Source organism: Klebsiella sp. 4_1_44FAA (genome assembly GCF_000238715.1).
Lineage (GTDB): Bacteria > Pseudomonadota > Gammaproteobacteria > Enterobacterales > Enterobacteriaceae > Klebsiella > Klebsiella pneumoniae.
Genome location: NZ_JH414798.1, coordinates 542455 through 569166 on the forward strand (window position 1 = coordinate 542455; position 26712 = coordinate 569166).

16 protein-coding genes and 4 pseudogenes are annotated in these 26712 nt (G+C 60.9%); 15 read left to right on the forward strand and 5 right to left on the reverse strand.

Annotated elements, in window-relative coordinates; genetic code table 11:
• Positions 1 to 814 (forward strand): annotated as a pseudogene (gene sirB1, locus HMPREF1024_RS22995) (invasion regulator SirB1).
• 39 nt (positions 815 to 853) lie between these two features.
• Entirely contained in the window at positions 854 to 1708 is an 855-nt protein-coding gene (gene kdsA, locus HMPREF1024_RS22990; RefSeq protein WP_002910393.1) for a 3-deoxy-8-phosphooctulonate synthase, read from the forward strand.
• 86 nt (positions 1709 to 1794) lie between these two features.
• On the opposite strand, the gene chaA is transcribed toward kdsA, so the two are convergent.
• Positions 1795 to 2895: a sodium-potassium/proton antiporter ChaA gene (chaA, locus tag HMPREF1024_RS22985; RefSeq protein WP_002910392.1), complete on the reverse strand. Its 1101-nt coding sequence runs from the start codon at positions 2893 to 2895 to the stop codon at positions 1795 to 1797.
• Between the two features lie 263 nt (positions 2896 to 3158).
• On the opposite strand from chaA, the gene chaB reads away from it, so the two are divergent.
• Positions 3159 to 3389 (forward strand): putative cation transport regulator ChaB, encoded by a 231-nt coding sequence (gene chaB / locus HMPREF1024_RS22980; protein WP_002910389.1) that lies wholly within the window; start codon positions 3159 to 3161, stop codon positions 3387 to 3389.
• A gap of 136 nt (positions 3390 to 3525) precedes the next feature.
• Positions 3526 to 4206: a gamma-glutamylcyclotransferase gene (locus HMPREF1024_RS22975; RefSeq protein ID WP_004152258.1), complete on the forward strand. Its 681-nt coding sequence runs from the start codon at positions 3526 to 3528 to the stop codon at positions 4204 to 4206.
• Positions 4207 to 4423: 217 nt separating this feature from the next.
• Here the strand turns inward: HMPREF1024_RS22975 and HMPREF1024_RS22970 are convergent, their stop codons facing one another.
• Positions 4424 to 4666, reverse strand: coding sequence for a DUF1883 domain-containing protein (locus HMPREF1024_RS22970; RefSeq protein ID WP_002910387.1), 243 nt, complete (start codon positions 4664 to 4666; stop codon positions 4424 to 4426).
• 237 nt (positions 4667 to 4903) lie between these two features.
• Positions 4904 to 5257: a DsrE/DsrF/TusD sulfur relay family protein gene (locus tag HMPREF1024_RS22965; protein ID WP_002910380.1), complete on the reverse strand. Its 354-nt coding sequence runs from the start codon at positions 5255 to 5257 to the stop codon at positions 4904 to 4906.
• Between the two features lie 67 nt (positions 5258 to 5324).
• Here HMPREF1024_RS22965 and nasR point away from each other — a divergent pair, with 67 nt between their 5' ends.
• The 7 genes and pseudogenes from nasR to HMPREF1024_RS22925 all read left to right on the forward strand — a co-directional run bounded on the left by nasR (position 5325) and on the right by HMPREF1024_RS22925 (position 17903).
• The gene (gene nasR, locus HMPREF1024_RS22960; RefSeq protein WP_009307594.1) at positions 5325 to 6506 is read left to right on the forward strand and encodes a nitrate regulatory protein NasR; all 1182 of its coding nucleotides are present in this window, start codon (positions 5325 to 5327) and stop codon (positions 6504 to 6506) included.
• A 243-nt stretch (positions 6507 to 6749) separates the two neighbouring features.
• Positions 6750 to 8006: a CmpA/NrtA family ABC transporter substrate-binding protein gene (locus tag HMPREF1024_RS22955; protein ID WP_009307595.1), complete on the forward strand. Its 1257-nt coding sequence runs from the start codon at positions 6750 to 6752 to the stop codon at positions 8004 to 8006.
• Between the two features lies 1 nt (position 8007).
• The gene (gene ntrB / locus HMPREF1024_RS22950) at positions 8008 to 8892 is read left to right on the forward strand and encodes a nitrate ABC transporter permease (protein ID WP_009307596.1); all 885 of its coding nucleotides are present in this window, start codon (positions 8008 to 8010) and stop codon (positions 8890 to 8892) included.
• 9 nt (positions 8893 to 8901) lie between these two features.
• A complete protein-coding gene (locus HMPREF1024_RS22945; RefSeq protein WP_004145418.1) occupies positions 8902 to 9690 on the forward strand; it encodes an ABC transporter ATP-binding protein in 789 nt (262 codons plus the stop codon).
• 10 nt (positions 9691 to 9700) lie between these two features.
• Positions 9701 to 13769: pseudogene (gene nirB, locus HMPREF1024_RS22935) on the forward strand (nitrite reductase large subunit NirB).
• Positions 13769 to 16369 (forward strand): nitrate reductase, encoded by a 2601-nt coding sequence (locus HMPREF1024_RS22930; RefSeq protein ID WP_009307599.1) that lies wholly within the window; start codon positions 13769 to 13771, stop codon positions 16367 to 16369. The pseudogene nirB and the gene HMPREF1024_RS22930 overlap by 1 nt, the downstream one beginning before the upstream one ends.
• Positions 16370 to 16520: 151 nt before the next feature.
• Entirely contained in the window at positions 16521 to 17903 is a 1383-nt protein-coding gene (locus tag HMPREF1024_RS22925; protein ID WP_002910201.1) for a YchO/YchP family invasin, read from the forward strand.
• On the opposite strand, the gene narL is transcribed toward HMPREF1024_RS22925, so the two are convergent.
• Complete coding sequence (gene narL / locus HMPREF1024_RS22920; protein WP_002910198.1) at positions 17900 to 18550, reverse strand: two-component system response regulator NarL; 651 nt, start codon at positions 18548 to 18550, stop codon at positions 17900 to 17902. The two genes, HMPREF1024_RS22925 and narL, sit on opposite strands and share 4 nt — an antisense overlap.
• A gap of 10 nt (positions 18551 to 18560) precedes the next feature.
• Positions 18561 to 20340, reverse strand: a pseudogene (gene narX, locus HMPREF1024_RS0125540) (nitrate/nitrite two-component system sensor histidine kinase NarX).
• A gap of 312 nt (positions 20341 to 20652) precedes the next feature.
• On the opposite strand from narX, the gene HMPREF1024_RS22915 reads away from it, so the two are divergent.
• The 4 genes and pseudogenes from HMPREF1024_RS22915 to narH all read left to right on the forward strand — a co-directional run.
• The gene (locus tag HMPREF1024_RS22915) at positions 20653 to 22041 is read left to right on the forward strand and encodes a NarK family nitrate/nitrite MFS transporter (RefSeq protein ID WP_004175568.1); all 1389 of its coding nucleotides are present in this window, start codon (positions 20653 to 20655) and stop codon (positions 22039 to 22041) included.
• 125 nt (positions 22042 to 22166) lie between these two features.
• Positions 22167 to 22304 (forward strand): hypothetical protein, encoded by a 138-nt coding sequence (locus HMPREF1024_RS31050; protein WP_032409208.1) that lies wholly within the window; start codon positions 22167 to 22169, stop codon positions 22302 to 22304.
• A 142-nt stretch (positions 22305 to 22446) separates the two neighbouring features.
• A complete protein-coding gene (locus HMPREF1024_RS22910; RefSeq protein ID WP_004189443.1) occupies positions 22447 to 26190 on the forward strand; it encodes a nitrate reductase subunit alpha in 3744 nt (1247 codons plus the stop codon).
• Positions 26187 to 26712: pseudogene (narH, locus tag HMPREF1024_RS22905) on the forward strand (nitrate reductase subunit beta); the annotation flags it as partial. The gene HMPREF1024_RS22910 and the pseudogene narH, both read left to right, overlap by 4 nt.

Consider the following 26712-nt stretch of genomic DNA (forward strand, 5'->3'; position numbering starts at 1 on the left):
ATGGGGTCATTAGCGGATTTCGAATTTAACAAAGCGCCATTGTGTGATGGCATGGTCCTCATTTCTGAACAGGTCCGCGACGATTTTTCCGTCGCGTTTTGTCGAGGAAGAGCTGCAGCGATTGCTGCGCCTCGCGCAGGAGGAGATTGCGCCGTCGTGGGACCAGGAGCGCCAGATAGAACGATTGCTGGAGCTGTTTTATGACGAGTGGGGCTTTGGCGCCTCGCAGGGCGTGTATCGTCTTTCCGACGCGCTATGGCTGGATAAAGTGCTGGTTAACCGCCAGGGGAGCGCGGTGTCGTTAGGCGCGATCCTGCTGTGGATCGCCCAGCGCCTGGCGCTGCCGGTGGTGCCGGTGATCTTCCCGACCCAGATGCTGCTGCGTGCGGACCCGGAAACCAGCGAAGAGATGTGGCTGATTAATCCGTTTAACGGCGAGACCCTCGACGAGCATACCCTGGAGGTATGGCTGAAGGGCAACATCGGGCCGGTGGCGGAACTGTTTAATGAAGATCTCGACGAAGCGGATAACGCCGAGGTGATCCGCAAGCTGCTGGACACCCTGAAGTCGGCGCTGATGGAAGAGCGGCAGATGGAGCTGGCCCTGCGCGCCAGCGAAGCGCTGCTGCAGTTTAATCCGGAAGATCCGTATGAGATCCGCGACCGGGGGCTGATATACGCCCAGCTGGACTGCGATCACGTGGCGCTGTTGGATCTGAGCTATTTCGTTGAGCAGTGCCCGGAGGATCCGATCAGCGAGATGATCCGCGCGCAGATCAACACGATTTCGCATAAACAAATTACATTGCATTAGTCTGGAACCATTCCGGTTACACCCTGATAAGGCGAACTTATGAAACAAAAAGTGGTTAGCATTGGTGATATCAACGTAGCGAACGACCTGCCGTTCGTGCTGTTCGGCGGGATGAACGTGCTGGAGTCGCGCGACCTGGCGATGCGTATCTGCGAACATTATGTCACCGTTACGCAGAAGCTTGGTATTCCCTACGTCTTCAAAGCCTCCTTTGATAAAGCCAACCGTTCCTCCATCCACTCCTATCGTGGGCCGGGTCTGGAAGAAGGGATGAAGATTTTCCAGGAGCTGAAGCAGACCTTTGGCGTGAAAATCATCACCGACGTTCATGAAGCCAGCCAGGCGCAGCCGGTAGCTGACGTGGTGGACGTGATCCAGCTTCCGGCTTTCCTCGCGCGCCAGACTGACCTGGTGGAAGCGATGGCGAAGACCGGGGCGGTGATCAACGTCAAGAAGCCGCAGTTTGTCAGCCCGGGTCAGATGGGCAACATCGTCGATAAGTTTATCGAAGGGGGTAACGACAAAGTAATCCTCTGCGACCGCGGCGCGAACTTCGGTTACGACAACCTGGTCGTGGATATGCTCGGCTTCGGCGTGATGAAGAAAGCCTCCAACAACTCGCCGGTCATTTTCGACGTCACCCACGCGCTGCAGTGCCGCGACCCGTTTGGCGCAGCCTCCGGCGGTCGTCGTGCGCAGGTGAGCGAGCTGGCCCGCGCCGGTATGGCGGTAGGTATCGCCGGTCTGTTTATTGAAGCGCATCCGGATCCGGACCACGCGAAATGCGACGGCCCGTCCGCGCTGCCGCTGGATAAACTGGAGCCGTTCCTCAAACAGATGAAAGCGATTGACGATCTGGTGAAAAGCTTCGACGAGCTGGATACCAGCAAGTAAGCCTGACTGCATCAGTAAAAAAGCCTGCCGGCGTCAAAACCGGCAGGCTTTTTTTCGCCCGGACTCCGCCGGGTGGGAAAGCGGGGTCAGGCGAAAATGGTCATCAGATAGGCGGCGAACAGCGCCATGTGGGCCGCGCCGTTCAGCACATTGGTGCGTCCGGTGGAGAAGGAGATATGGCACAGCACCAGCGAGGCGACCATCACCACCATCTCCGGGGCGCCAAGGCCAAAGCGCAGCTCATTGCCGGTCAGGAAGGCGATGAGGGTGACCACCGGGACCGTCAGCGATATGGTGGCCAGCACGGAGCCGAAAAACAGATTCATCGCCCGCTGAACCTGATTGTTGAGCACCGCTTTCAGGGCGCCAAGGCCTTCCGGCGACAGGATCAGCAGAGCCACCAGGAAGCCTGTAAAGGCCACCGGGGCATTCATGCTGGTCAACAGCGTTTCCAGCGGGTTAGCGTTCATTTTGGTAACCGCGATCACTGCCACCAGGTGCACCAGCAGCCAGGCGGTATGCCACCCGCTGCTGTGGGCGGACGGTTTACCGTGGTGCGGGTCGTCATCGTCGCTGTCGTCTTCATGCTCATAAACAAACAGGCTCTGATGGGTTTTGGTCTGAATAAGCAGGAAAACGCCGTACATGGCCGCCGAAATTACCGCCACCAGCAGCGATTGCCCGGTGCTGAAGTTCGCGCCCGGCAGCGCCATCGGAAAGACCAGCACGATAATCGCTAGCGGAAACAGGGCGATAAGATACTGCTTAATGCCGAACAGATTCATATATTGGGTGGCGAATTTACGCCCGCCCAGCAGCAGAGAGAAACCGACCAGACCGCCGGTGACGATCATAATAATGGAGTAGAGGGTATCCCGCATCAAGGTCGGCGCGGCGTCGCCGGTGGCCATTAAGGCAGAGATCAAACTGACCTCAAGGATAACCACCGACAGGCTTAAAATCAGGGAGCCATAGGGTTCGCCCAGGCGGTGGGCGAGGACGTCGGCGTGGCGGACCACGCTGAAGGCGCTGCTCAAAATGCCGACCAGTGCGAGGATATTGATCGCGATAACCACTGGCAGTGACTGGCTGCTGCCCCAGAAAAACAGCACCGCCAGCGCCAGCACCGGAAAGACGAGGGAAGACTCCTTATGGCGGGTTTTTACCGCCTCATGTGCATGGGTCATGAACCATCTCCATTTATGCAGGTGTTATAATTATAAAAACGTAGGGCGGTAAAGTAACAGATCTTGCTAAATTACCGCTGGTTTTTTACTTAAATTTACGGGTATCGAGGGATATCTTGATTAGTTTATTATAATTTATGTTTACTTATATTTAGTTCTTATTATTCAGATAATTACTAAAATAATTTTTCTACTCATTTTGACCTTGATAGCCAGCCGACTGCGTACCAGACTTAAACTTAATGCCTAAACAGGAGGTCAGTATGCCCTATCGCAGTAAACAAGAACTCCCCGACAGCGTTCAGCATGTACTGCCTGCCCATGCGCAGGAAATTTATAAAGAAGCGTTTAACAGCGCCTGGGATCAATATAAAGATAAAGACGAGCGGCGCGATGACGCCAGCCGCGAAGAGACGGCGCACAAAGTCGCCTGGGCGGCGGTGAAGAACAGCTATGAGAAAGGCGATGATGATAAGTGGCATAAGAAAAAATAATCGCTGACGCCGCTTTTTCGCTTGCCAGCGCCCCGCTGATTGCTTATTGAAAGATAAAGCTGGATAATATTTCAGCAATATTGACGGATGCATGAGACGAACGCCGGGAAGCGGGCAGTGGCGGAGGTAGTAAACAGTGTTAACTCGTGATTTCTTAATGAATGCGGATTGTAAGACAGCGTTTGGCGCTATTGAGGAATCGCTACTCTGGTCGGCAGAACAACGTGCAGCCTCGCTGGCGGCGACGCTGGCCTGCCGCCCGGATGATGGCTCAGTATGGATCTTTGGCTACGGTTCGCTTATCTGGAACCCGGCGCTCAATTATCGCGAGTCCTGCACCGGCACGCTGCCGGGCTGGCACCGCGCGTTTTGCCTGCGGTTGACCGCCGGGCGCGGTAGTGCCTGCCAGCCGGGACGCATGCTGGCCCTCAAAGAGGGCGGCCGAACCACCGGCGTCGCCTATCGTCTGCCTGACGACACGCTGGAGGAGGAGCTGACCCTGCTGTGGAAGCGGGAGATGATCACCGGCTGCTATCTGCCCACCTGGTGCAAGCTGGAGCTGGACGACGGACGGACGGTGAATGCCCTGGTGTTTATTATGGATCCGCGCCATCCACTGTTTGAACCGGATACCAGTGCCCAGGTTATCGCCCCGCTGATCGCCCGGGCCAGCGGGCCGCTCGGCACCAACGCCCAGTATCTGTTTTCGCTTGAGCAGGCGCTGCGCAAGCTGGGCATGCACGATGCCAGTCTCGATGACCTGGTGGCCAGCGTCCGCGCGCTGTTGGGCGAGAGTCCGACGCCGGGCCTGGCCTGAGCGCGCGCAAAAGAAAACGCCCGGCATGACCGGGCGTCCGATTGCTGACCAGTAAGGAAAAAGCGTGGTTTTTCCTTACTGGTGGTTATCAGCCGAAAATCAATAAATTGATTTTCCTTGTTATTTTTCTGGTGCAATCTGCAAGTACATTGATTGCATGAGGTTTGTCATGAATCTCACGCCCGGCATGACCGGGCGTGTGTTCTGGCAGTGACGGTCAGGCCGGCACGTAGCTGATGGAGTGCTCCAGCGACTGGCTGTGACTGTCGATAAGCACGTTCCAGGTGCCGCTGTAGGGCACCGTCAGATAGGCGCTGTCCCGATCCTGCACGCTCAGAATATCCGCATGACTGTCGCCCGGGACCTTCGCGCTCATCAGATGAATATGGCAGCGCTCTGAGCACCGCACCACCAGCGTGTCACCACCAAATAACGTCAAACTTGCTTTAACCATCGCCATTTTATACCCCGTTTCTGTCCCGCTACAGCATCCTGCCCACCCAGTCCTCGCGTGATATTGTTCACACTTTGCTCTGTGCATCACACCAAACGGCGCGGGTCGGGATGCTGATTTTGATCAAAAAAAGGGATAAAGATTAAACAAAAATGACGTTGTTCCTGAAAGCATTCAGCTAACGTTTTTTTTACCTCCGCAGGCGGCGAAACCTGATATTTCCTGCCGTTTGGCGCCCCAGATTCAGAAGGTCAGCACTTTATCTGCCGCCAGGGTCCACTGGGCTAGCTCAACGAGAGTGCCAACCTCCACGCCGTCAACCAGCGGCAGTGCGCTGACCCCGCGGCCGTCCGCGCAGGTTTTACACAGCTTCACGGGAACCTGCTGGGCGGTGAGGATCTCCAGCATCTGCTGCACATTATACCCTTCTGCCGGCTTCTGCCCCCGCAGCCCGGCGGTGACGGCGTCGGACATCAGAAACAGCTTGAGATCGAGGTCGGACTGCTGCTCGCGCAGGGCAATGGCCAGGCGCAGGCTGTTGAACAGGGATTCGCTGCCGTAGGCGGCGCCGTTGGCGATGATCACAATACGTTGCATACAAACTCCTTCTTAAAGGCACGGTTATTGCTTTAGGCAGTATAAAGCGTTAACCCGGAGGAGGGGTATGAATAATACGACTGGTCATGCGCACGATGCGACGGCCTGGCTGCAGCTGGCGCGTCGCCTGCAAAAACAACAGCTTCAGCAGTTTAGCCAACTGGGGGAACTGGCCAGCCAGCTCAGCGCGCTGGTGCATATGCTGCAGTGTGAGCGCGGGGCGTCAAATATCTATCTTTGCTCGGGCGGCTTGCTGTATACAGCGGAGTGTCGGGCGGGAGGGGCGCTGGTTGACGAGCGGCTAGCCCTGTTTTATGCCAGCCTCGAACGGGCGCGCGCGGTAGCCGGCAGCGCGCTGTGCTGGCGAATCGCCAGAGCGGTTGACGAGCTGGCGCAGCTCCCGGCGCTACGCGCGCAGATCGGCCGCCGGCAAATTGCCGCTGAAGCCGCGACGGAGCAGTTCAGCCGCGTCATCCGCCATCTGCTGAACATCGCCCCGCAGCTCAATGACAGCATTGACGATCCGCCGGTGGCTGGTCGGATGGTCGCCCTGTACAGCTTTATGCAGGGAAAAGAGCTGGTGGGCCAGGAGCGCGCGCTGGGAGCATTGGGCTTTACCCGCGGCGAGTTCAGCGACAGCCTGCGCCAGCAGCTGGTGGACCGTATTGACGGTCAGCAGCCCTGCTTCGACAGCTTTCAGGCGCTGGGCAGCCTGGCGACCGTCCAGTTGTTCAGAACCCAGTGCCACGCCGGTCTGGATATTGAACAGCTGCGGCGGATCGCCTGTACCCGCCAGCCGGCTGCCGACGGCGGGGAAACGGCGCTGCGCTGGTTTGGCCTGCAAACCCAACGGCTTGAGCAACTGCGCGAAGTGGAAGAGCAACTGATCGACGATCTGCTGGATGCCACTGACGCGCTGTTAGCAGACGACGCGCCTGGCTGGCAGGCCGGAGAGGAAGACGATAGCGTGACGCCACGGCTCGATAAACAGCTACTGCCGCTGGTGCGCCAGCAGGCCTATGAGCTGCAGCAGCTCTCCAGCCAGCTGGCCTCGCTGAAAGACGCGCTCGAAGAGCGCAAGCTGATCGAAAAAGCGAAAAGTCTGCTGATGACGCACCAGGGAATGCAGGAGGAGCAGGCCTGGCAGACGCTGCGCAAGATGGCCATGGACAAAAATCAGCGCATGGTTGAGATAGCCCGCGCGCTGCTGATGGTGAAGGCGATTTGGCCGCTAACACCAAAGGAGTAGATGCACAATCGATGGGCATTCTTTGCCTGCCGGCGGTGCACTTTTAGGTGAAAAACCGGCCAGCGTTGGGAAAAAGCCCGCCAGCGCGCTATTGCCAAAGCTGGCATCCCGTTTGCATTACTGATTAAGTGAATAAAAGTCCGGGCAACGAACCAATGGCGGTTCGGGTGTCCGTGGATAAAGGCGTCCTGCAGTGCGTATGCACTGTCGGGCGCTTTTTTTTTTGCGCATGGTGGAGCGGATATGGGCGACAAATTTTCAATTTCCCGGCGGCGCTTGCTGCAGGCAGGGGCCGCGCTGGGCAGCGCGATGCTGCTGCCGGGCGTGATGCAGGCCGCCTGGGCCGGCGGCTCGGACAAACCGGAGCAAACCCGCGTGCGGGTCGGATTTATTCCGCTGACCGATTGCGCGCCGCTGGCCATCGCCGCGGCGAAGGGGTTTGACCAAAAATATGGCATCACCCTGGTGGCGAGTAAGGAAGCCAGCTGGGCGGCGGTGCGCGACAAGCTGGTGGCCGGCGAGCTCGACGCGGCGCATATTCTCTATGGCCTGCTGTACGGCCTCGAACTGGGGATCGCCAGCAAGCCGCAGGCGATGGCCAATCTGATGACCCTCAACCGCAATGGCCAGGCGATTACCCTCTCCAGCGAGCTGCAGGAGAAAGGGGTGACCGACCTCGGCGGGCTGAAGCGGCTGATCGACCGCAGCGCGCCGGGCAGTTACACCTTCGCCCATACCTTTCCTACCGGCACCCATGCCATGTGGCTTTACTACTGGCTGGCGAGCGCCGGCATCGATCCCTTCAACGATGTGCGCACCGTCGTGGTGCCGCCGCCGCAGATGGTGATGAACATGCGCATCGGCAATATGAGCGGCTTTTGCGTCGGCGAGCCGTGGAACGCCCGCGCCATTAACGACCGTATCGGCTTCACCGCGGCCACTTCCCAGGATATCTGGCCCGAGCATCCGGAAAAGGTGCTGGGCACCCGTCGCGACTGGGTGGAACGCAACCCGAACACCGCCCGCGCGCTGGTGGCGGCCCTGATGGAGGCGCAGCGCTGGATCGCCGCCTCGCCGGAGAACACCCGGGAGACGGCCCGCCTGCTCGCCAGACGCGGCTGGCTCAATACCAAGGAGCAATACCTCACCGGCCGGATGCTTGGAGAGTATGACAACGGCCTTGGCCGCCGCTGGCAGGATGCCCATCCGATGCGCTTCTGGGCCGGGGGCGAGGTGAGTTTCCCGTGGCTGTCGGACGGGATGTGGTTCCTCACCCAGTTCCGCCGCTGGGGGTTGCTGAAGCAGGCACCGGATTACCTCGCGGTGGCGTCGCGCATTAACCGCATCGATGTCTGGCAGGCTGCCGCCCAGGCGGTAGGAGGGATCAGCGCGCCGGCAGCCAGGATGCGCAGCAGCACACTAATGGACGGGACGGTATGGAACGGGTCCGACCCGGAAGGCTACGCCCGCCATTTCTCTATTCAACGTAAGGGGGCATGAGATGAAGCAGGCACAACGTAAGCAACCGGTCGTCAGCGTGGACAACGCGCCTGGCGAAGTGATTATCCTGCCGCCGGTGCAGGTCCGGCGCACCACGCCGGCCGTCACGCGCTGGCTGCGTGAGCTCACCCAGCGCCTGCTGCCCCCGCTGTTGGGGCTGGGAGTGCTGCTGCTGGCCTGGCAGCTGGCGGCGATGCATAGCAAAGGCTTTCCCACGCCGCTGAGCACGCTGGACTCGGCGCTGACCCTGTTTGCCGATCCGTTCTATCAGGACGGGCCCAATGACATGGGCATCGGCTGGAACGTGCTGGCCTCCCTGCAGCGCGTGGCGGTGGGCTTCGGCCTGGCGGCGCTGGCGGGCATTCCGCTGGGGTTTTTGATCGGCCGTTCGCTGTTCTTCGCCCGCATGTTTAATCCGCTGATTGCTCTGCTGCGCCCGGTCAGCCCGCTGGCCTGGCTGCCGATTGGCCTGCTGCTGTTCCAGAAGGCGGAGCCGGCTTCCAGCTGGACCATTTTTATCTGCTCCATCTGGCCGATGGTGATCAACACCGCGGAGGGTGTGCGGCGGATCCCGCAGGACTATCTCAACGTCGCCCGCGTCCTCCAGCTCTCGGAGTGGACGGTGATGCGCAAAATCCTCTTTCCGGCGGTGCTGCCGGCGGTGCTTACCGGCGTGCGCCTCTCCATCGGCATCGCCTGGCTGGTGATCGTGGCGGCGGAAATGCTTACCGGCGGGCTGGGGATCGGCTTCTGGATCTGGAACGAGTGGAACAACCTCAATATGGAAAACATCATCATCGCCATCGTCATTATCGGCGTCGTCGGCCTGCTGCTGGAGCAGGGCCTGATGCTGCTCGCTCGCCGCTTTAGCTGGCAGGAAAAATAAGGAGCCAACATGAAACCATTAATTCAGGTGCAGGCCGTCAGCCAACGCTTCAACACCGCCAGCGGCGAGTTCCTGGCGCTGCAGAATGTCTCCTTCGATATCGTCGAAGGGGAGACCATTAGCCTGATCGGCCACTCGGGTTGCGGAAAATCGACCCTGCTGAACCTGATCGCCGGGATCACCACCCCTACCGAGGGCGGACTACTGTGTGATAACCGGGAAATCGCCGGTCCCGGGCCGGAGCGGGCGGTGGTTTTCCAGAACCACTCGCTGCTGCCGTGGCTGAGCTGTTTCGACAATGTGGCGCTGGCGGTGGATCAGGTGTTCCGTCGCACCATGAGCAAGAGTGAGCGCCGGGAGTGGATCGAACACAACCTGGCGCGCGTACAGATGGGTCATGCGCTGCACAAACGTCCCGGGGAGATCTCCGGCGGCATGAAGCAGCGGGTGGGTATCGCCCGGGCGCTGGCGATGAAGCCGAAAGTGCTGCTGCTTGATGAGCCCTTCGGCGCCCTGGATGCGCTGACCCGCGCCCACCTCCAGGACACGGTGATGCATATCCAGCAGGAGCTCAATACCACCATCGTCATGATCACCCACGACGTTGATGAAGCGGTGCTGCTCTCGGATCGGGTGCTGATGATGACCAACGGTCCGGCGGCGACGGTCGGCGAGATCCTCGCGGTCGATCTGCCGCGTCCGCGCCACCGCGTTCAGCTGGCCGACGACAGCCGGTATCACCATCTGCGCCAGCAGATCCTCCATTTCCTGTATGAAAAACAGCCGAAAGCGGCGTAAGGAGGCGGTCATGACGCGGCGACTGGTGGTGATCGGTAACGGCATGGCGGCCACCCGGCTGGTGCAGCGGCTGGTTGAGCGCGACCCCGCGCGGTTTGCCATTACCGTCGTCGGCGACGAGCCGCACCCGGCCTATAACCGCATTCAGCTCTCGCCGCTGCTGGCAGGTGAAAAAACGGCGGCGCAGATCCCGTTGCTGCCGGCGGAGTGGTACACCCGGCACGGGGTGTGCCTGCGGTCTGGCGAGGCGGTCGATGAAGTCGATATTCAGCAACGGCAGCTGCGCATCGCGGAAACCTGGCTGCCGTGGGATGAGCTGGTGTTCGCCACCGGTTCGCGGCCCTTTATCCCGCCGCTGCCGGGCATTGATCGTCCGCAGGTTATGCCCTTCCGCACCCTGGCGGACGTGGAACGTATTCTGGCGATACCCGGCCCGGCGGTGGTGATTGGCGGTGGGGTGCTGGGGGTGGAAGCGGCGGCGGCGCTGCGTCGTCACGGCGGAGAGGTCACTCTTCTGCATCGCGGCAGCGGATTAATGGCGCCGCTGACCGACGCTTTTGCCGCCGACGAGCTCAGGCAGCAGCTTGAAGCGCGCGGCATTCGCTGCGTGCTGGAGTGCCGCATCGCCGCCATCGACGCCGATGGCGTGCGGCTGGCGGACGGGCGCGTATTCCGCGCCGCCAGAGTGGTGCTGGCTACCGGCGTGCAGCCCGACAGCCGTCTGGCGGCGCAGTCCGGCGTGCTGTGCCAGCGGGGGATCGTGGTCGACCGTCAGATGGCCTCCTCGCTGCCGGGGATCAGCGCCATCGGCGAATGTTGCGAAATTGACGGCCAGACCTGGGGACTGGTGGCTCCCTGCCTGCGTCAGGCCGAGGTGCTGGCGGATCGCCTGTGCGGCGTCCCCGGCGAGGGCTTTGTCTGGCAGGACGCCGGGACCCGCCTGAAGGTCACCGGCATTGAACTCTTTAGCGCTGGCGAGCAGCAGGCCGGCGAACAGGATGACATTTATACCAGCTGGGACCCCCATCGACCGCCACTATCGCCGCCTGCTGCTGCGCGATGGCCGCCTGCGCGGCGTGCTGCTGATGGGCGACTGCACCGCCGCCGCCGCGCTTACCGCGCGCCTGGAAAGCGATGAGCCTGCCACCGTGGACTGGCTTTTTGACCCCTCTTCAACGCAGCCGCAGGCTGCAGGAATAATGACGATGACGAAACCTGTATTAGTGCTGGTGGGACATGGCATGGTCGGCCACCATTTTCTCGAACAATGCGTGAGCCGCAATCTGCATCAGCAATATCGAATCGTGGTGTTTGGCGAAGAGCGTTATCCCGCCTACGACCGGGTACATCTCTCCGAGTATTTTGCCGGACGCAGCGCCGAGTCGCTGTCGCTGGCGGCCGGGGATTTCTTTATTGAACATGGTATTGAACTCCGCCTCGGCGAGGCGGTGGCGACCATCGACCGCGACGCACGGCTGGTACGGGACGCCGAGGGGCATGAAATCCACTGGGATAAACTGGTGCTGGCGACCGGCTCGTATCCCTTTGTTCCGCCAATCCCCGGTAACGATCTCGCGGGGTGCTTTGTCTACCGCACTCTTGACGATCTCGACCGTATCGCCGCCCATGCCGCCGCGGCGAAGAGCGGGGTGGTTATCGGCGGCGGGCTGCTCGGGCTGGAGGCGGCCAACGCCCTGAAACAGCTGGGGCTGGAGACGCAGGTGGTGGAGTTTGCCCCGAACCTGATGGCCGTCCAGCTGGATAACGGCGGGGCGGCGATGCTCCGGGAGAAGATCGTCGCCCTCGGCGTGGGGGTGCATACCAGCAAAGCGACCACCGCCATCGTGCGCGAGGCCGACAGCCTGCGGCTGAACTTTGCCGACGGCGGCGCGTTGCGGACCGACATGGTGGTCTTCTCGGCGGGGATCCGCCCGCAGGACGCGCTGGCCCGCGGCTGCGCGCTGCAGGTGGGCGAACGCGGGGGAATTCACATCGACGACCAGTGCCGCACCTCTGACCCGAACGTGCTGGCGATAGGCGAATGCGCCCTGTGGGACAATAAAATTTACGGTCTGGTGGCGCCGGGCTATCAGATGGCGCGCATCGCCGCGGCCACTCTCGCAGGAGAGGACGCCTGCTTTAGCGGCGCCGACATGAGCACCAAACTGAAGCTGCTGGGGGTCGACGTGGCCTCGTTTGGCGATGCGCAGGGGCGCACGCCGGGCTGTCAGAGCTATCAATGGACCGACGGTCCGCAGCAGATTTACAAAAAAATCGTCGTCAGTCAGGACGGCAAAGCCCTGCTTGGCGGCGTGCTGGTGGGGGATGCCAGCGACTATGCCACGCTGCTGCAGATGATGCTGAACGGCATGGCGCTGCCGCCGCGTCCGGAGAGTCTGATCCTGCCCGCGCTGGAGGGAGCCGCGCCGAAGGCGCTCGGCGTCGCGGCGCTGCCGGACAGCGCGCCGATCTGCTCCTGCCATAACGTCAGCAAAGGCGATATCTGCCAGGCGGTGAACAATGGGGCGGGGGATATGTCGGCGATAAAAAGCTGCACCAGAGCGGCTACCGGCTGCGGCGGCTGCAGCGCGCTGGTGAAACAGGTGATGGAGTATCAGCTGGCGGAGCAGGGCGTCGAAGTGAAAAAAGACGTCTGCGAACATTTCCCGTGGTCGCGCCAGGAGATCTACCACCTGGTGCGGGTTAACCATATCCATACCTTCGAGCAGTTGATTAGTCGCTACGGCCAGGGGCACGGCTGCGATGTCTGCAAACCGCTGGTGGCCTCGGTGCTGGCCTCCTGCTGGAACGAGTACCTGCTGAAGCCGGCGCACCTGCCGCTGCAGGATACCAACGACCGCTATTTCGCCAATATCCAGAAGGACGGGAGCTATTCGGTGGTGCCGCGGATGGCGGCAGGGGAAGTGACGCCGGACGGACTGATCGCCATCGGGCAGATCGCCAAACGTTACCAGCTCTACAGCAAAGTGACCGGCGGCCAGCGCATCGACCTGTTTGGCGCGCGGCTGGAACAGCTGCCGGCTATCTGGCGCGAGCTGGCCGACGCCGGGTTTGAAACCGGCCACGCCTACGGCAAGTCGCTGCGCACGGTGAAATCCTGCGTCGGCTCAACCTGGTGTCGCTACGGCGTGCAGGACTCCACCAGGCTCGCGGTACGGCTCGAGCATCGCTACAAAGGGCTACGCGCCCCGCACAAAATCAAGATGGCGGTCTCCGGCTGCACCCGCGAATGCGCTGAAGCCCAGGGGAAAGATATCGGGGTGATTGCCACCGACAAAGGCTGGAATCTGTACGTCTGCGGCAACGGCGGGATGAAACCGCGTCACGCCGACCTGTTTGCCAGCGATCTCGACGAAGCGACGCTGATCCGCAGCATCGATCGTCTGCTGATGTTCTATATCCGTACTGCCGATCGCCTGCAGCGAACCAGCACCTGGATGGATAACCTGGAGGGCGGCGTCGCCTATCTGCGGCAGGTGGTGCTGGAGGATAGTCTTGGCATTGGCGAGGAGCTGGAGCAGGAGATGGCCCGGATCGTCGACAGCTACCAGTGCGAGTGGCAGACCACCCTCAACGATCCGCAGCGTCTGGCGCTGTTCCGCTCCTTCGTTAATAGCGACCAGCCCGACGAGGCTGTGCAGCGCCGCGATCTGCGCGGTCAGCCGCAGCCGCTGCTGACTGAGACGTTGCCCGAAGGCGAACTCCCATCCCGACCGTGGCAGGCGGTATGCGATCTTGACGCCATTCCGGCGCAGGCGGGGATCGGCGCCCGCTTAGGGGAGCGGCAGATTGCCCTGTTCCGCTTCGGCGAGCGGGTCTACGCCCTCGACAACCGCGAGCCGGGCAGCGCGGCCAACGTGCTGTCGCGTGGGCTGTTAGGGGACGTCGGCGGCGAGCCGGTGGTGATCTCCCCGCTGTACAAACAGCGGATACGCCTGCGCGACGGCTGGCCGTGCGACGGCGACGAACAGGCGGTACGCGCCTGGCCGGTGAAAGTAGAAAACGGCAAAGTGTGGGTGGGCAACCAGCAGCTGCTGGCCCGCGCGGAGGCCTCCTGATGAAGACCATCCGAACGACCTGCCCCTACTGCGGCGTAGGCTGCGGGGTGCTGGCGAGCGTGGACGACGCGGGGCAGGTGAGCGTGCGCGGCGACGATCAGCACCCGGCGAACCTCGGCCGTCTGTGCGTCAAAGGGGCCGCCTTAGGGGAGACCACGGGCCTGGCGGGGCGGCTGCTGACGCCGGAGGTCGACGGCCAGCAGGTAGCCTGGCCTCAGGCGCTGGCGGAAACCGCTGCGCGCCTGAGACAGATCATCGACCAGCACGGACCGCAAGCGGTGGCCTTTTACGCCTCCGGCCAGCTGTTAACCGAGGATTACTATGCCGCCAATAAGCTGATGAAAGGGTTTATCGGCGCGGCGAACATCGATACCAATTCACGGCTGTGCATGTCGTCAGCGGTCACTGGCTACAAGCGGGCCTTTGGCGCCGACGTGGTGCCCTGCAGCTACGATGATGTGGAAAACAGCGATCTGGTGGTGCTGGTCGGCTCGAACGCCGCCTGGGCGCATCCGGTGCTGTTCCAGCGGCTGGCGCAGGCGAAGCGGGATAATCCCCGATTGCGGATCGTGGCGATCGACCCCCGACGCACCGCTACCTGCGAGATCGCCGACCGCCATCTGGCGCTGGCCCCGGGAAGCGACGGCGGGTTGTTTGCGGGGCTGCTTAACGCCCTGGCTGAGGCAGGAGCCTGCGTCGATGGCTTTCGCGACGGCCCGCAGGCGCTGGCCGCCGCCCGCGGCTGGGACGTGGCGAGGGTGGCGGCCTTTTGCGGTCTGCCTGCCGATGAGGTGGCGGGATTCTATCGCGAGTTCATCGCCGCCCCGCGGGCGATCACCCTCTACACCATGGGAATCAATCAATCCGCCAGCGGCAGCGACAAATGTAACGCCATCATCAACGTCCATCTGGCCAGCGGGAAGTATGGCCGCCGCGGCTGCGGCCCCTTTTCGCTGACCGGTCAACCCAACGCCATGGGCGGCCGCGAAGTCGGCGGGCTGGCGACGATGCTGGCGGCGCACATGGATTTTGTGCCAGACGATCTGCAGCGGCTGGCCCGCTTCTGGGGGACGGAACGGCTGGCGCAGACCCCCGGGCTGACCGCCGTGGAGCTGTTTGCCGCCATTGGCCGCGGCGAGGTCAAAGCGGTCTGGATCATGGGTACCAACCCGGTGGTGTCGCTCCCTGACAGCCACGCGGTGAGCCAGGCGCTGGCCGCCTGTCCGCTGGTGATCGTCTCGGATGTCGCCGCCCAGACCGATACCGGACGTTTCGCCCACATCCGCTTTCCGGCGCTGGCCTGGGGCGAGAAGAATGGCACGGTCACCAACTCGGAGCGGCGGATCTCCCGTCAGCGCAGCTTTCTGCCGCCGCCGGGGGAGGCGAAAGCGGACTGGTGGATCATCGCCAGAGTGGGCCAGGCGCTGGGGTATCGCGAGGCGTTTGCCTGGCAGCATCCGCATGACGTCTTCCGCGAGCATGCGGCGCTGTCCGGTTTCGAAAACGACGGCCAGCGGGCGTTTGATATCGGCGCGCTGGCTGATCTCAGCCGTGAGGCGTGGGACGCCATGCCGCCGGTGCGCTGGCCGGTCAGCCGCAGCGAGGCCGCCTGGGATATCACGCGCGGCTGGCATGGCGATGGCAGGCTGCGGATGGTGCCGGTGACGCCTCAACCGACCCGGGCGACAACCGATGCCTTTTATCCGCTGATCCTCAACAGCGGGCGGATCCGCGATCAGTGGCACACCATGACCCGTACCGGCGCAGTGCCGCGGCTGATGCAGCATATCGCGGAGCCAATGGTGGAGGTGGCGCCGCAGGATGCCGTTCGCTATCAGCTTCCCGCTGACGGGCTGGCGCGGATCTGGTCGCGGCATGGGGTGATGGTGGCGAAAGTGGCGATCAGCGAAGGGCAGCGCCCCGGCTCGCTGTTTGTTCCGATGCACTGGAACAACCAGTTTGCCCGTCAGGGGCGGGTGAATAACCTGCTGGCCGCCGTCACGGACCCGTATTCCGGCCAGCCGGAAAGTAAACAGGCGGCGGTGGCGATCGCCGCCTGGCAACCGGCCTGGCACAGCGAGCTTTTTTGCCGCGAACCGCTACCATTTCCTGCGGCCTGGCACTGGCGGCGGCGGGCGACGCCAGGCGTGCTGCACTACTCGCTGGCCGGGGAGGCATCTGCCCGACAGTGGCTCAGCGCGTGGTGCGCCCGGCGCGGCTGGCAGTTACAGGTGGCTGACGGCGGCGCGGTGTGGAACCTGCTGGCCTGGCATCAGGGAAGGCTGATGCTCGGCTGGTGGAGCGATGCGCGCGAGCCGGCGGTGGATTGCGCATGGATAAGCGCTGCCTTTGCCGCGCCGCCGTCCGATGCTGTCCAACGACATGCCTTGCTTAGCGGCCGACCGGGCGCCGCCGTCGCGCCGCGGGGGCGGATCGTCTGCAGCTGCTTTGGGGTGGGGGAATGGTCAATTAACGAGGCCATCGCCAGCGGCTGCGCCAGCGTCGGGGCGCTGGGTGGGAAGCTGAAATGCGGGACCAACTGCGGCTCTTGCGTGCCGGAGCTCAACGCGCTGCTGGCGGCGCAGCGAACCCGGGCGTAACGGTGGCGCGCGGCGACGCCTCCGGTTGGGCGGCACCTTACCCAACCGGTTTCAGCTTATTCCTGGAATTGCCCACAGGGCTGCGGGAGCAGGGAAAAAACGATAAACTAACACTTCTATCCATTTTTGTGAGCTTGCGCAAACTCTGTTAATGCCTGTGTCGTTCCGTTTGTTGCCAACGTTGACCTTTCTCCTGCTGTTGCCGGGCGTTCCCGTCTGGGCGCTGACCGCCAGCGACACCACCCGCCCTGCGCAAGCGCAAGATCCGCTGCCCGATATGGGGATTGCTCCCCAGGTTGATGACGACGCCCGGCACTTTGCCGAAGTGGCGAAGAAGTTTGGCGAGGCCAGCATGAGCGACAATGGTCTGACGGCGGGTGAACAGGCGCAGCTGTTTGCCATCAGTAAAATCGGCAATGAAGTGAGTCATCAGCTGGAGAGTTGGCTCTCGCCGTGGGGCAACGCCAATGTCGACCTGCTGGTCGATAAAGAGGGGAAATTCACCGGCAGTAAAGGGAGCTGGTTCGTGCCGTTGCAGGATAACGACCGTTATCTGACGTGGAACCAGTACTCGGTGACCCGGCGCGAGCACGATCTGGTGGGCAACATCGGGCTTGGCCAGCGTTGGCGGGTCGGCGGTTGGCTGCTGGGCTATAACTCGTTTTACGATAAAGTGCTGAGCGAAAGCCTGGCGCGCGGCAGCGTTGGCGCCGAAGCGTGGGGAGAATATCTCCGCCTGTCGGCAAACTATTACCATCCGCTTGGCGACTGGCAGCTACGCGATAATCAGACTCAGGAGCAGCGGATGGCCGCAGGGTATGACGTCACCGCCCAGGCGCGGCTGCCGTTCTACCAGCACATCAACACCAGCGTCAGCGTCGAACAGTATTTCGGCGATAGCGTCGATCTGTTTCACTCCGGCACCGGCTACCATAATCCGGTGGCCGTCTCCGTTGGGCTCAATTACACCCCGGTCCCGCTGGTCACGGTGACCGCTAAGCATAAGCAGGGGGAAAATGGCGTCAGCCAGAACAATGTGGGCCTGAAGCTAAACTACCGCTTTGGCGTACCCCTTAAGCAGCAGCTTGCGGCAGACGAGGTGGCGATCAGCAACTCGCTGCGCGGGAGCCGCTTCGATAGTCCGGAGCGGGATAATCTGCCGGTGGTGGAGTATCGTCAGCGCAAAAATCTGACGGTCTATCTGGCCACGCCGCCCTGGGATCTGCAGTCCGGGGAGACGGTGCAGTTGAAGCTGCAGATCCATAGTCTGCATGGCATCAAGGCGCTGCACTGGCAGGGAGACACCCAGGCCCTCAGCCTGACGCCGCCGGTAGATGCCAGCAGCCCCGATGGCTGGAGCATCATTATGCCGGTGTGGAACAGTGAACCGGGCGCCGCGAACCGCTGGCGCCTGTCGGTGGTGGTGGAGGATAAACAGGGGCAGCGCGTCTCCTCCAATGAGATCGCCCTGGCGTTGACCGAGCCGCTCGTCAAGTTTACCACGCCAGGCGTCTCCTGGACGGACTCGCCTTAGAAGATTCGCTCCTGGTGGACCCATACCGCCGCTTCCACGCGGGATTTGAGCTTCATTTTCTTCAGCATGTGCTTCACGTGTACTTTGACGGTGCTTTCGGTGATATCCAGGCGACGGGCGATCATTTTGTTCGGCAGTCCCTGAGCTATCAGCTTGAGAATGTCGCGCTCGCGCGGGGTCAGCTGGCTGATGTCCCGATCGGAGGTGGCGCGGTTGGCGCGCAGGCTGGCGGCCAGCACCGGCGTTAACGCTTCGCTTAAAACCATCTCTCCAGCGGCCGCCTGCTGCAGCGCTTTCAGCAGATCTTCCGGTTCCATGTCCTTCAACAAATAGCCATCGGCGCCGCGCTTCAGGGCGGTGACAACGTCCTCTTCATGGTTGGAGACGCTGAAGACCACTACCCGGCCAGAAAGGGATTTCTCACGCAGCTTATCCAGCGTCTCCAGACCGTTCATGCCCGGCATATTAAGGTCCAGCAGGATCAGGTCAGGATCCAGCGACTCGGCCAGCTCGATACCTTGCGCGCCATTGCTGGCCTCGCCAATCACCTGGATGTCCGGCGCCATGCTGATCAACTGTTTCACGCCGGTGCGCAGCATCGGATGGTCGTCAATGAGAAGGATAGTTGCCCGTTCCTGTTGACTCATGAGGGTCTCCTTATTGGATGGAAAACGTTTTTTCCGGGATAAACGTGACGATCACTTCGGTTCCACCGGTTTCCCGGCGTCGTACCTGACAGTCACCGCGCAAGCTCTGGGCGCGATCCCGCATAATAATTAAACCGTAATGGTTACTCCGTTCGGCGTGGTCCGGTACGCCGCGGCCGTTATCCGCTACCACCAGACGAACCTGATTATCGCGTTGTGACACCGTCACGGTCACTTCGGTCGCGCTGGCATGCTTCAGAGCGTTGCTCAACGCTTCGCGAGCGATCTGCAGCAGGTGGATCGCCTGATGCGAGGGCACAAAGCGCGGCGGGAGCTGGTAATCAAGCTGCACCGTAAAGCCGAAGTGGGCGCTGTACTCCTGACAGCTGGACTCCAGCGCCGGGCGCAGCCCCGGCTCGGTCAACTGCAGGCGGAAGGTGGTTAACAGCTCCCGCAGCTGGGCCCACGAGGTATTCAGTTCGTTACGGATCTGCCCCAGCAGCTGGCGGCTCTCCGTCGGCAAGGCGTCGCCTTGCATCTGCAGACAGCTAACCTGCATCTTCATACAGGATAGCGACTGGGCGATGGAGTCGTGCAGCTCGCGGGCGATAGTGGCCCGTTCTTCCATGACGATCAGCTGCTGCTGCTTCTCCTGATGGCGGTCCAGCGCCAGGGTGCTGGTCAGCTGTTCCACCAGGGTATCCACCAGCTGCTGCTGATCGTGGCTGAGATGGCGGCCAACCGGCAGCGTCGCCAGCAGGATGCCGTACTGACTATGCGCATCTGACAGCCGCCACTTCAGCGTTGTTCCGCCATCCGGCAGCGGCGGCAGATTGCGTGGACAGAGGTAGCAGCCTTTATCATCACAGTCATCATCCGAGTGGCAGGTAAACTCCTGGTGATTATCTTCGTCTTCCAGGTCGTAAACCCTTACCTCGATATCGCGCAGCAGCGTCAGACCCTGCAGGCCATTCAGTACCGGCGAAATACGTTCGCAGAGCGGGGCGGCTGGAGTGCAGCCGGCGGTTGGCCTGCCATAAGAAAGCGAGGATCTCGTTCTTCTGCTCCAGTCCGGCAGTCTTCTCCTGCACCCGCCGCTCGAGCACGGCGTAGCTTTCCGCCAGCTCTTCCGACATGTTATTCAGCGCCATGCCCAGGGTCGCCATTTCATTGCGTCCGCTGATGTGCGCCCGCTGGGTGAAATCACGCTGGCTCACCGCGCGCGCCATGCTCAGCAGCTGTTTCCACGGCCGCAGCAGGCGGGCGCGTAACCAGATGATAGTGAAGATCAGCAGCAGCGCCATACCAATGGCGAGGATGCGATGGATCCAGACCACCCGTTCGATACGCTGCTCGGTGGTGTGGTCGAATGCGGTGACCAACTGGTCGATACGATCGACAAAGTCGGCGACATCCTGGGCCACTTCCGCCTGATTGACTGCGCGCTGCATCCCGGGGGCCAGCGCCAGCTGCCAGTACTGCTGCAGGGCTTTAAGCTGGATTTCCTGGCCGTCGCGGCGGGCGGAATTTTGCAGCTCCGGGCTGAAGACGGTGGCGGTCATGTCCGCCACCAGTTTTTGATCGTTTTCATTCAGCGGGATCGCCGCCAGCAGCCGGTAGCTTTGCATACGCAATGAACCGGCCTTGTTAATGGCGTGCGCGCTGCCCTGCACGCCGTTCACCAGGCGCGCGGAGATCGCCATGCCGGCGACGCCAATAATCGTGGCGAGCAGCACGATTAACGCCAGTTGATTGACCAGCGTCAGCGGGGTAAAAAGACGTTTTAACATGGAATGCGTGGCTCCTGACCGGTCATGTCTCCGGGAGTGGCGCTTATTCTCGACTATCCCCTGGAGTATACCCATACCCCTAAAGAGTTACTCCTTAATTGTCGGTGGTAGGCGATGTTAGGGGGGGGAGTTATACGCAACCCGGCAGCAGCGTGAAAAACCACACTTTTTTCCCCACCATTCTCTACTCACTTGGAGGCATGGTTTATTTTTGCACAAATTAGCTCGCGCTTTTCCTTTGATTTATATCAACTTACCGCCCCGGGTAACCCCTAAGGTAGCGGCAGGAAATATGAATAATCAGAGGTATCTATGAGTCAATCTTCCCTCCCGGAGAAGGCTAACCGCTCGGTCATAACCGACTGGCGGCCTGAAGATCCTGAATTCTGGCAACAGCGCGGCCATCGTGTGGCAAGCCGCAATTTATGGATCTCCGTTCCCTGTCTGTTACTGGCGTTCTGCGTTTGGATGTTGTTCAGCGCGGTTGCCGTTAACCTCAACAAAGTAGGCTTTCAGTTTACAACCGATCAGCTGTTTATGCTGACCGCGCTGCCGGCGCTGTCAGGCGCCTTATTACGCGTGCCTTACGCCTTTATGGTGCCGCTGTTCGGCGGCCGTCGCTGGACGGCGTTCAGCACCGGGATCATGATTGTGCCATGCGTCTGGCTGGGCTTCGCGGTCCAGGATACCTCTACGCCGTTTAGCATCTTCGTGATTATCTCTCTGCTGTGCGGCTTCGCCGGAGCCAACTTTGCCTCCAGTATGGCCAACATCAGCTTCTTCTTCCCGAAAGCGAAGCAGGGCGGGGCGCTCGGCGTTAACGGCGGACTTGGCAATATGGGCGTCAGCGTGATGCAGCTGGTCGCGCCGCTGGTGGTCTCGATCTCTATCTTTGCCGTTTTTGGCGGTAACGGTAGCGAGCAACCGGACGGCTCGATGCTGTATCTGGAAAACGCCGCGTGGATCTGGGTACCTTTCCTGATTATTTTCACTCTGGCGGCGTGGTTCTTTATGAACGACCTGTCGGCTTCGAAAGCGTCGCTGAGCGAGCAGTTGCCGGTACTTAAGCGCCTGCATCTGTGGATTATGGCGCTGCTCTATCTCGCGACCTTCGGCTCCTTTATCGGCTTTTCCGCCGGGTTCGCGATGCTGTCAAAAACTCAGTTCCCGGATGTGCAGATCCTGCATTACGCCTTCTTCGGCCCGTTCATTGGCGCGCTGGCGCGTTCGATGGGCGGGGCGATCTCCGACCGCCTCGGTGGGACCCGCGTAACGCTGGTCAACTTTGTGGTGATGGCTGTCTTCTGCGCGCTGCTGTTCCTGACCCTGCCGACCAACGGCCAGGGCGGTAACTTTATCGCCTTCTTCGCGGTGTTTATGGTGCTGTTCCTGACCGCCGGGCTGGGGAGCGCCTCCACCTTCCAGATGATCTCCGTGATCTTCCGTAAGCTGACTATGGACCGCGTGAAGGCCCAGGGCGGCAGCGAAGCGCAGGCGATGCGCGAGGCGGCGACCGATACCGCGGCGGCGCTGGGCTTTATCTCCGCCATTGGCGCTATCGGCGGCTTCTTTATTCCGAAAGCGTTCGGTATCTCGCTGGATCTGACCGGCTCGCCGGCCGGGGCGATGAAAGTGTTCCTCGTGTTCTATATTGCCTGCGTGGTGATCACCTGGGCGGTATACGGTCGTAAGCGTCAGTAATCGGCCGCGGTAACGTTGGCGTATAAAAAGGCGCGCTCCCCACGGAGGCGCCTTTTTTAACCGCTTTATTAGTTACAACATACTAACGGAGGATATTTTCCGCATCGACCGCTGAGCCAGAACAGGTGGGCTTGCCAGTGAAATGGCTCTACCCCTTAATACCTCCGTTGTTAACAAATCCCGGTGAGGCGCCGCTTTTTGAGGTGAAAATCATTAAAAAACAACAAGTTAAAAAACAACATCTTATACCACCTTGGTGGTAATCGAGGTTTTGCTGCGCAGTAACAAGCCAGTTCGGATTGATCGCTATCAATTCTCGCCCTCTTTCATAGCGTTACCTTCGCTGCAAATCCAGCAATGTCGATTTATCAGAGAGCCGTCAGGCTCCATATCAGGAGAAACCCGATGAGTAAATTCCTGGACCGGTTTCGCTACTTCAAACAGAAGGGTGAAACCTTTGCCGATGGGCACGGCCAGCTTCTAAACACCAACCGGGACTGGGAGGATGGATACCGTCAACGTTGGCAGCATGACAAAATTGTGCGTTCCACTCACGGTGTCAACTGCACCGGCTCATGCAGCTGGAAGATTTATGTCAAAAACGGTCTGGTGACCTGGGAAACGCAGCAGACTGACTACCCGCGCACCCGCCCGGACCTGCCGAACCACGAACCACGCGGTTGTCCGCGCGGCGCCAGCTACTCCTGGTACCTGTACAGCGCTAACCGCCTGAAATACCCGCTGATGCGTAAACGCCTGATGAAGATGTGGCGGGAAGCGAAAGTTCAGCATAGCGATCCGGTTGAGGCATGGGCGTCGATTATCGAAGACGCCGACAAAGCTAAAAGCTTCAAACAGGCCCGCGGTCGCGGCGGTTTTGTACGTTCCTCCTGGCAGGAAGTGAATGAGCTGATTGCCGCCTCCAACGTCTATACCGTCAAAACCTACGGTCCGGACCGCGTGGCTGGCTTCTCGCCGATCCCGGCGATGTCGATGGTCTCCTACGCGTCCGGCGCCCGTTATCTGTCGCTGATCGGCGGCACCTGCCTGAGCTTCTACGACTGGTACTGCGACCTGCCGCCGGCTTCGCCGATGACCTGGGGCGAGCAGACCGATGTGCCGGAATCCGCCGACTGGTATAACTCCAGCTATATCATCGCCTGGGGCTCCAACGTGCCGCAGACCCGCACCCCGGATGCGCACTTCTTTACCGAAGTCCGCTATAAAGGGACCAAAACCGTAGCCATCACTCCGGACTACGCCGAAATCGCCAAACTCTGCGATCTGTGGCTGGCGCCGAAGCAGGGTACCGATGCCGCGATGGCGCTGGCGATGGGCCATGTGATGCTGCGTGAATTCCACCTCGATAAGCCGAGCCAGTATTTCACCGACTATGTGCGCCGCTATACCGACATGCCGATGCTGGTGATGCTCGAGGAGCGCGACGGTTATTATGCCGCCGGCCGTACGCTGCGCGCATCCGACCTCGTGGATTCCCTTGGTCAGGAGAACAATCCGGAATGGAAAACCGTCGCCTTTGACGAGAAGGGCGACATGACCGTACCGAACGGTTCCCTCGGATTCCGCTGGGGCGACAAAGGCAAATGGAACCTCGAACAGCGCGACGGTAAAACTGGCGAAGAGATTGAGCTACGTCTGAGCCTGCTGGGCAGCCATGATGAAGTGGCGAACGTCGGCTTCCCGTACTTCGGCGGCGAAGGTTCTGAGCACTTCAACAAAGTCGATCTGGAAAACATTCTGCTGCACAAACTGCCGGCCAAACGCCTGCAGCTGGCCGACGGCTCTACCGCCCTGGTCACCACCGTGTATGACCTGACCATGGCTAACTACGGCCTGGAGCGCGGTCTGAACGATGACAACTGCGCCGCCGGCTACGATGAAGTGAAAGCCTACACCCCGGCGTGGGCGGAGAAGATCACCGGCGTCTCCCGCGCGCATATCATCCGTACCGCCCGTGAATTTGCCGATAACGCCGATAAAACTCACGGTCGTTCGATGATTATCGTCGGGGCGGGCCTCAACCACTGGTTCCACCTCGACATGAACTACCGCGGCCTGATCAATATGCTGATCTTCTGCGGCTGCGTCGGTCAGAGCGGCGGCGGTTGGGCGCACTATGTGGGCCAGGAAAAACTGCGTCCGCAGACCGGCTGGCAGCCGCTGGCGTTCGCCCTTGACTGGCAGCGTCCGGCACGTCACATGAATAGTACCTCGTACTTCTATAACCACTCCAGCCAGTGGCGCTATGAAACGGTGACCGCGCAGGAACTGCTGTCGCCGATGGCGGATAAATCCCGTTACAGCGGCCACCTGATCGACTTTAACGTGCGCGCAGAGCGGATGGGCTGGCTGCCGTCGGCGCCGCAGCTTGGCGTCAACCCGCTGCGTATCGCTGACGAAGCGAAAAAAGCCGGCATGACCCCGGTGGATTACACCGTGAAGTCGCTGAAAGAGGGCTCGATTCGCTTTGCGGCCGAGCAGCCGGAAAATGGCAAAAACCACCCGCGTAACCTGTTTATCTGGCGTTCCAACCTGCTGGGCTCCTCCGGTAAAGGCCATGAATACATGCTCAAGTACCTGCTGGGTACCGAGAACGGCATTCAGGGCAAAGACCTGGGCAAGCAGGGCGGCGTGAAGCCGGAAGAAGTCGAATGGCGGGATAACGGCCTCGACGGCAAACTGGATCTGGTGGTGACCCTCGATTTCCGTCTGTCGAGCACCTGTCTCTACTCCGACATCGTGCTGCCGACCGCCACCTGGTACGAAAAAGACGACATGAATACCTCGGATATGCATCCGTTTATTCACCCGCTGTCGGCCGCCGTTGATCCAGCCTGGGAATCGAAGAGCGACTGGGAGATCTATAAAGGTATCGCGAAGAAATTCTCTGAAGTGTGCGTGGGCCACCTCGGTAAAGAAACCGACGTGGTGACCCTGCCGATCCAGCACGACTCCGCCGCGGAAATGGCGCAGCCGCTGGATGTCAAAGACTGGAAAAAAGGCGAATGCGATCTCATCCCCGGGAAAACCGCGCCGCATATTATTCCGGTTGAGCGTGATTACCCGGCGACCTACGAGCGTTTCACCTCGATCGGCCCGCTGCTGGAAACCATCGGCAACGGCGGGAAAGGCATCGCCTGGAACACCCAGAGCGAGATGGATCTGCTGCGTAAGCTCAACTACACCAAGGCGGAAGGCCCGGCGAAAGGCCAGCCGAAGCTGGAAACGGCCATCGACGCCGCGGAAATGATCCTCACCCTGGCCCCGGAAACCAACGGTCAGGTGGCGGTGAAAGCGTGGCAAGCGCTGAGCGAGATCACCGGTCGCGAGCATACGCACCTCGCGCTGAACAAAGAAGACGAGAAGATCCGCTTCCGCGATATTCAGGCGCAGCCGCGGAAGATTATCTCCAGCCCGACCTGGTCTGGCCTGGAAGATGAGCATGTCTCCTATAACGCCGGTTACACCAACGTTCACGAGCTGATCCCGTGGCGCACGCTGTCCGGACGTCAGTCGCTGTATCAGGATCACCAGTGGATGCGCGACTTCGGCGAAAGCCTGCTGGTCTATCGGCCGCCGATCGACACCCGTTCGGTGAAAGCGGTGATGGGCGAGAAGTCCAACGGCAACCCGGAGAAGGCGCTGAACTTCCTGACCCCGCACCAGAAATGGGGTATCCACTCGACCTACAGCGATAACCTGCTGATGCTGACCCTGTCGCGCGGTGGGCCGATTGTCTGGATGAGCGAAGCGGATGCGAAAGATCTGGGTATCGAAGATAACGACTGGATCGAAGTCTTCAACGCCAACGGCGCCCTGACGGCGCGTGCGGTGGTGAGTCAGCGCGTTCCAGCCGGGATGACCATGATGTATCACGCGCAGGAACGTATCGTGAACCTGCCGGGCTCTGAAATCACCGGTCAGCGCGGGGGGATCCATAACTCCGTCACCCGTATTACGCCGAAACCGACCCACATGATCGGCGGCTACGGCCACCTGGCCTATGGCTTTAACTACTACGGCACCGTCGGTTCCAACCGCGATGAGTTTGTGGTGGTACGTAAGATGAAGAACATTAACTGGTTAGACGGCGAAGGCAACGACCAGGTACAGGAGAGCGTAAAATGAAAATTCGTTCACAAGTCGGCATGGTGCTGAATCTCGATAAGTGCATCGGCTGCCACACCTGCTCGGTGACCTGTAAAAACGTCTGGACCAGCCGGGAAGGGATGGAATACGCCTGGTTCAACAACGTGGAAAGTAAGCCGGGCGTCGGTTTCCCGAACGACTGGGAAAACCAGGAAAAATGGAAGGGCGGCTGGATCCGCAAAATCAACGGTAAACTGCAGCCGCGCATGGGCAATCGCGCGATGCTGTTGGGTAAAATCTTCGCCAACCCGCATCTGCCGGGCATCGATGATTACTACGAGCCGTTTGATTATGACTACCAGAATCTGCATAACGCGCCGGAGAGCAAACATCAGCCGATCGCCCGTCCGCGCTCGCTGATCACCGGCCAGCGGATGGACAAGATCACCAGCGGTCCGAACTGGGAAGAGATCCTCGGCGGCGAGTTTGAAAAACGCGCCAAAGATCAGAACTTCGACAACATGCAGAAGGCGATGTACGGCCAGTTCGAAAACNCCTTCA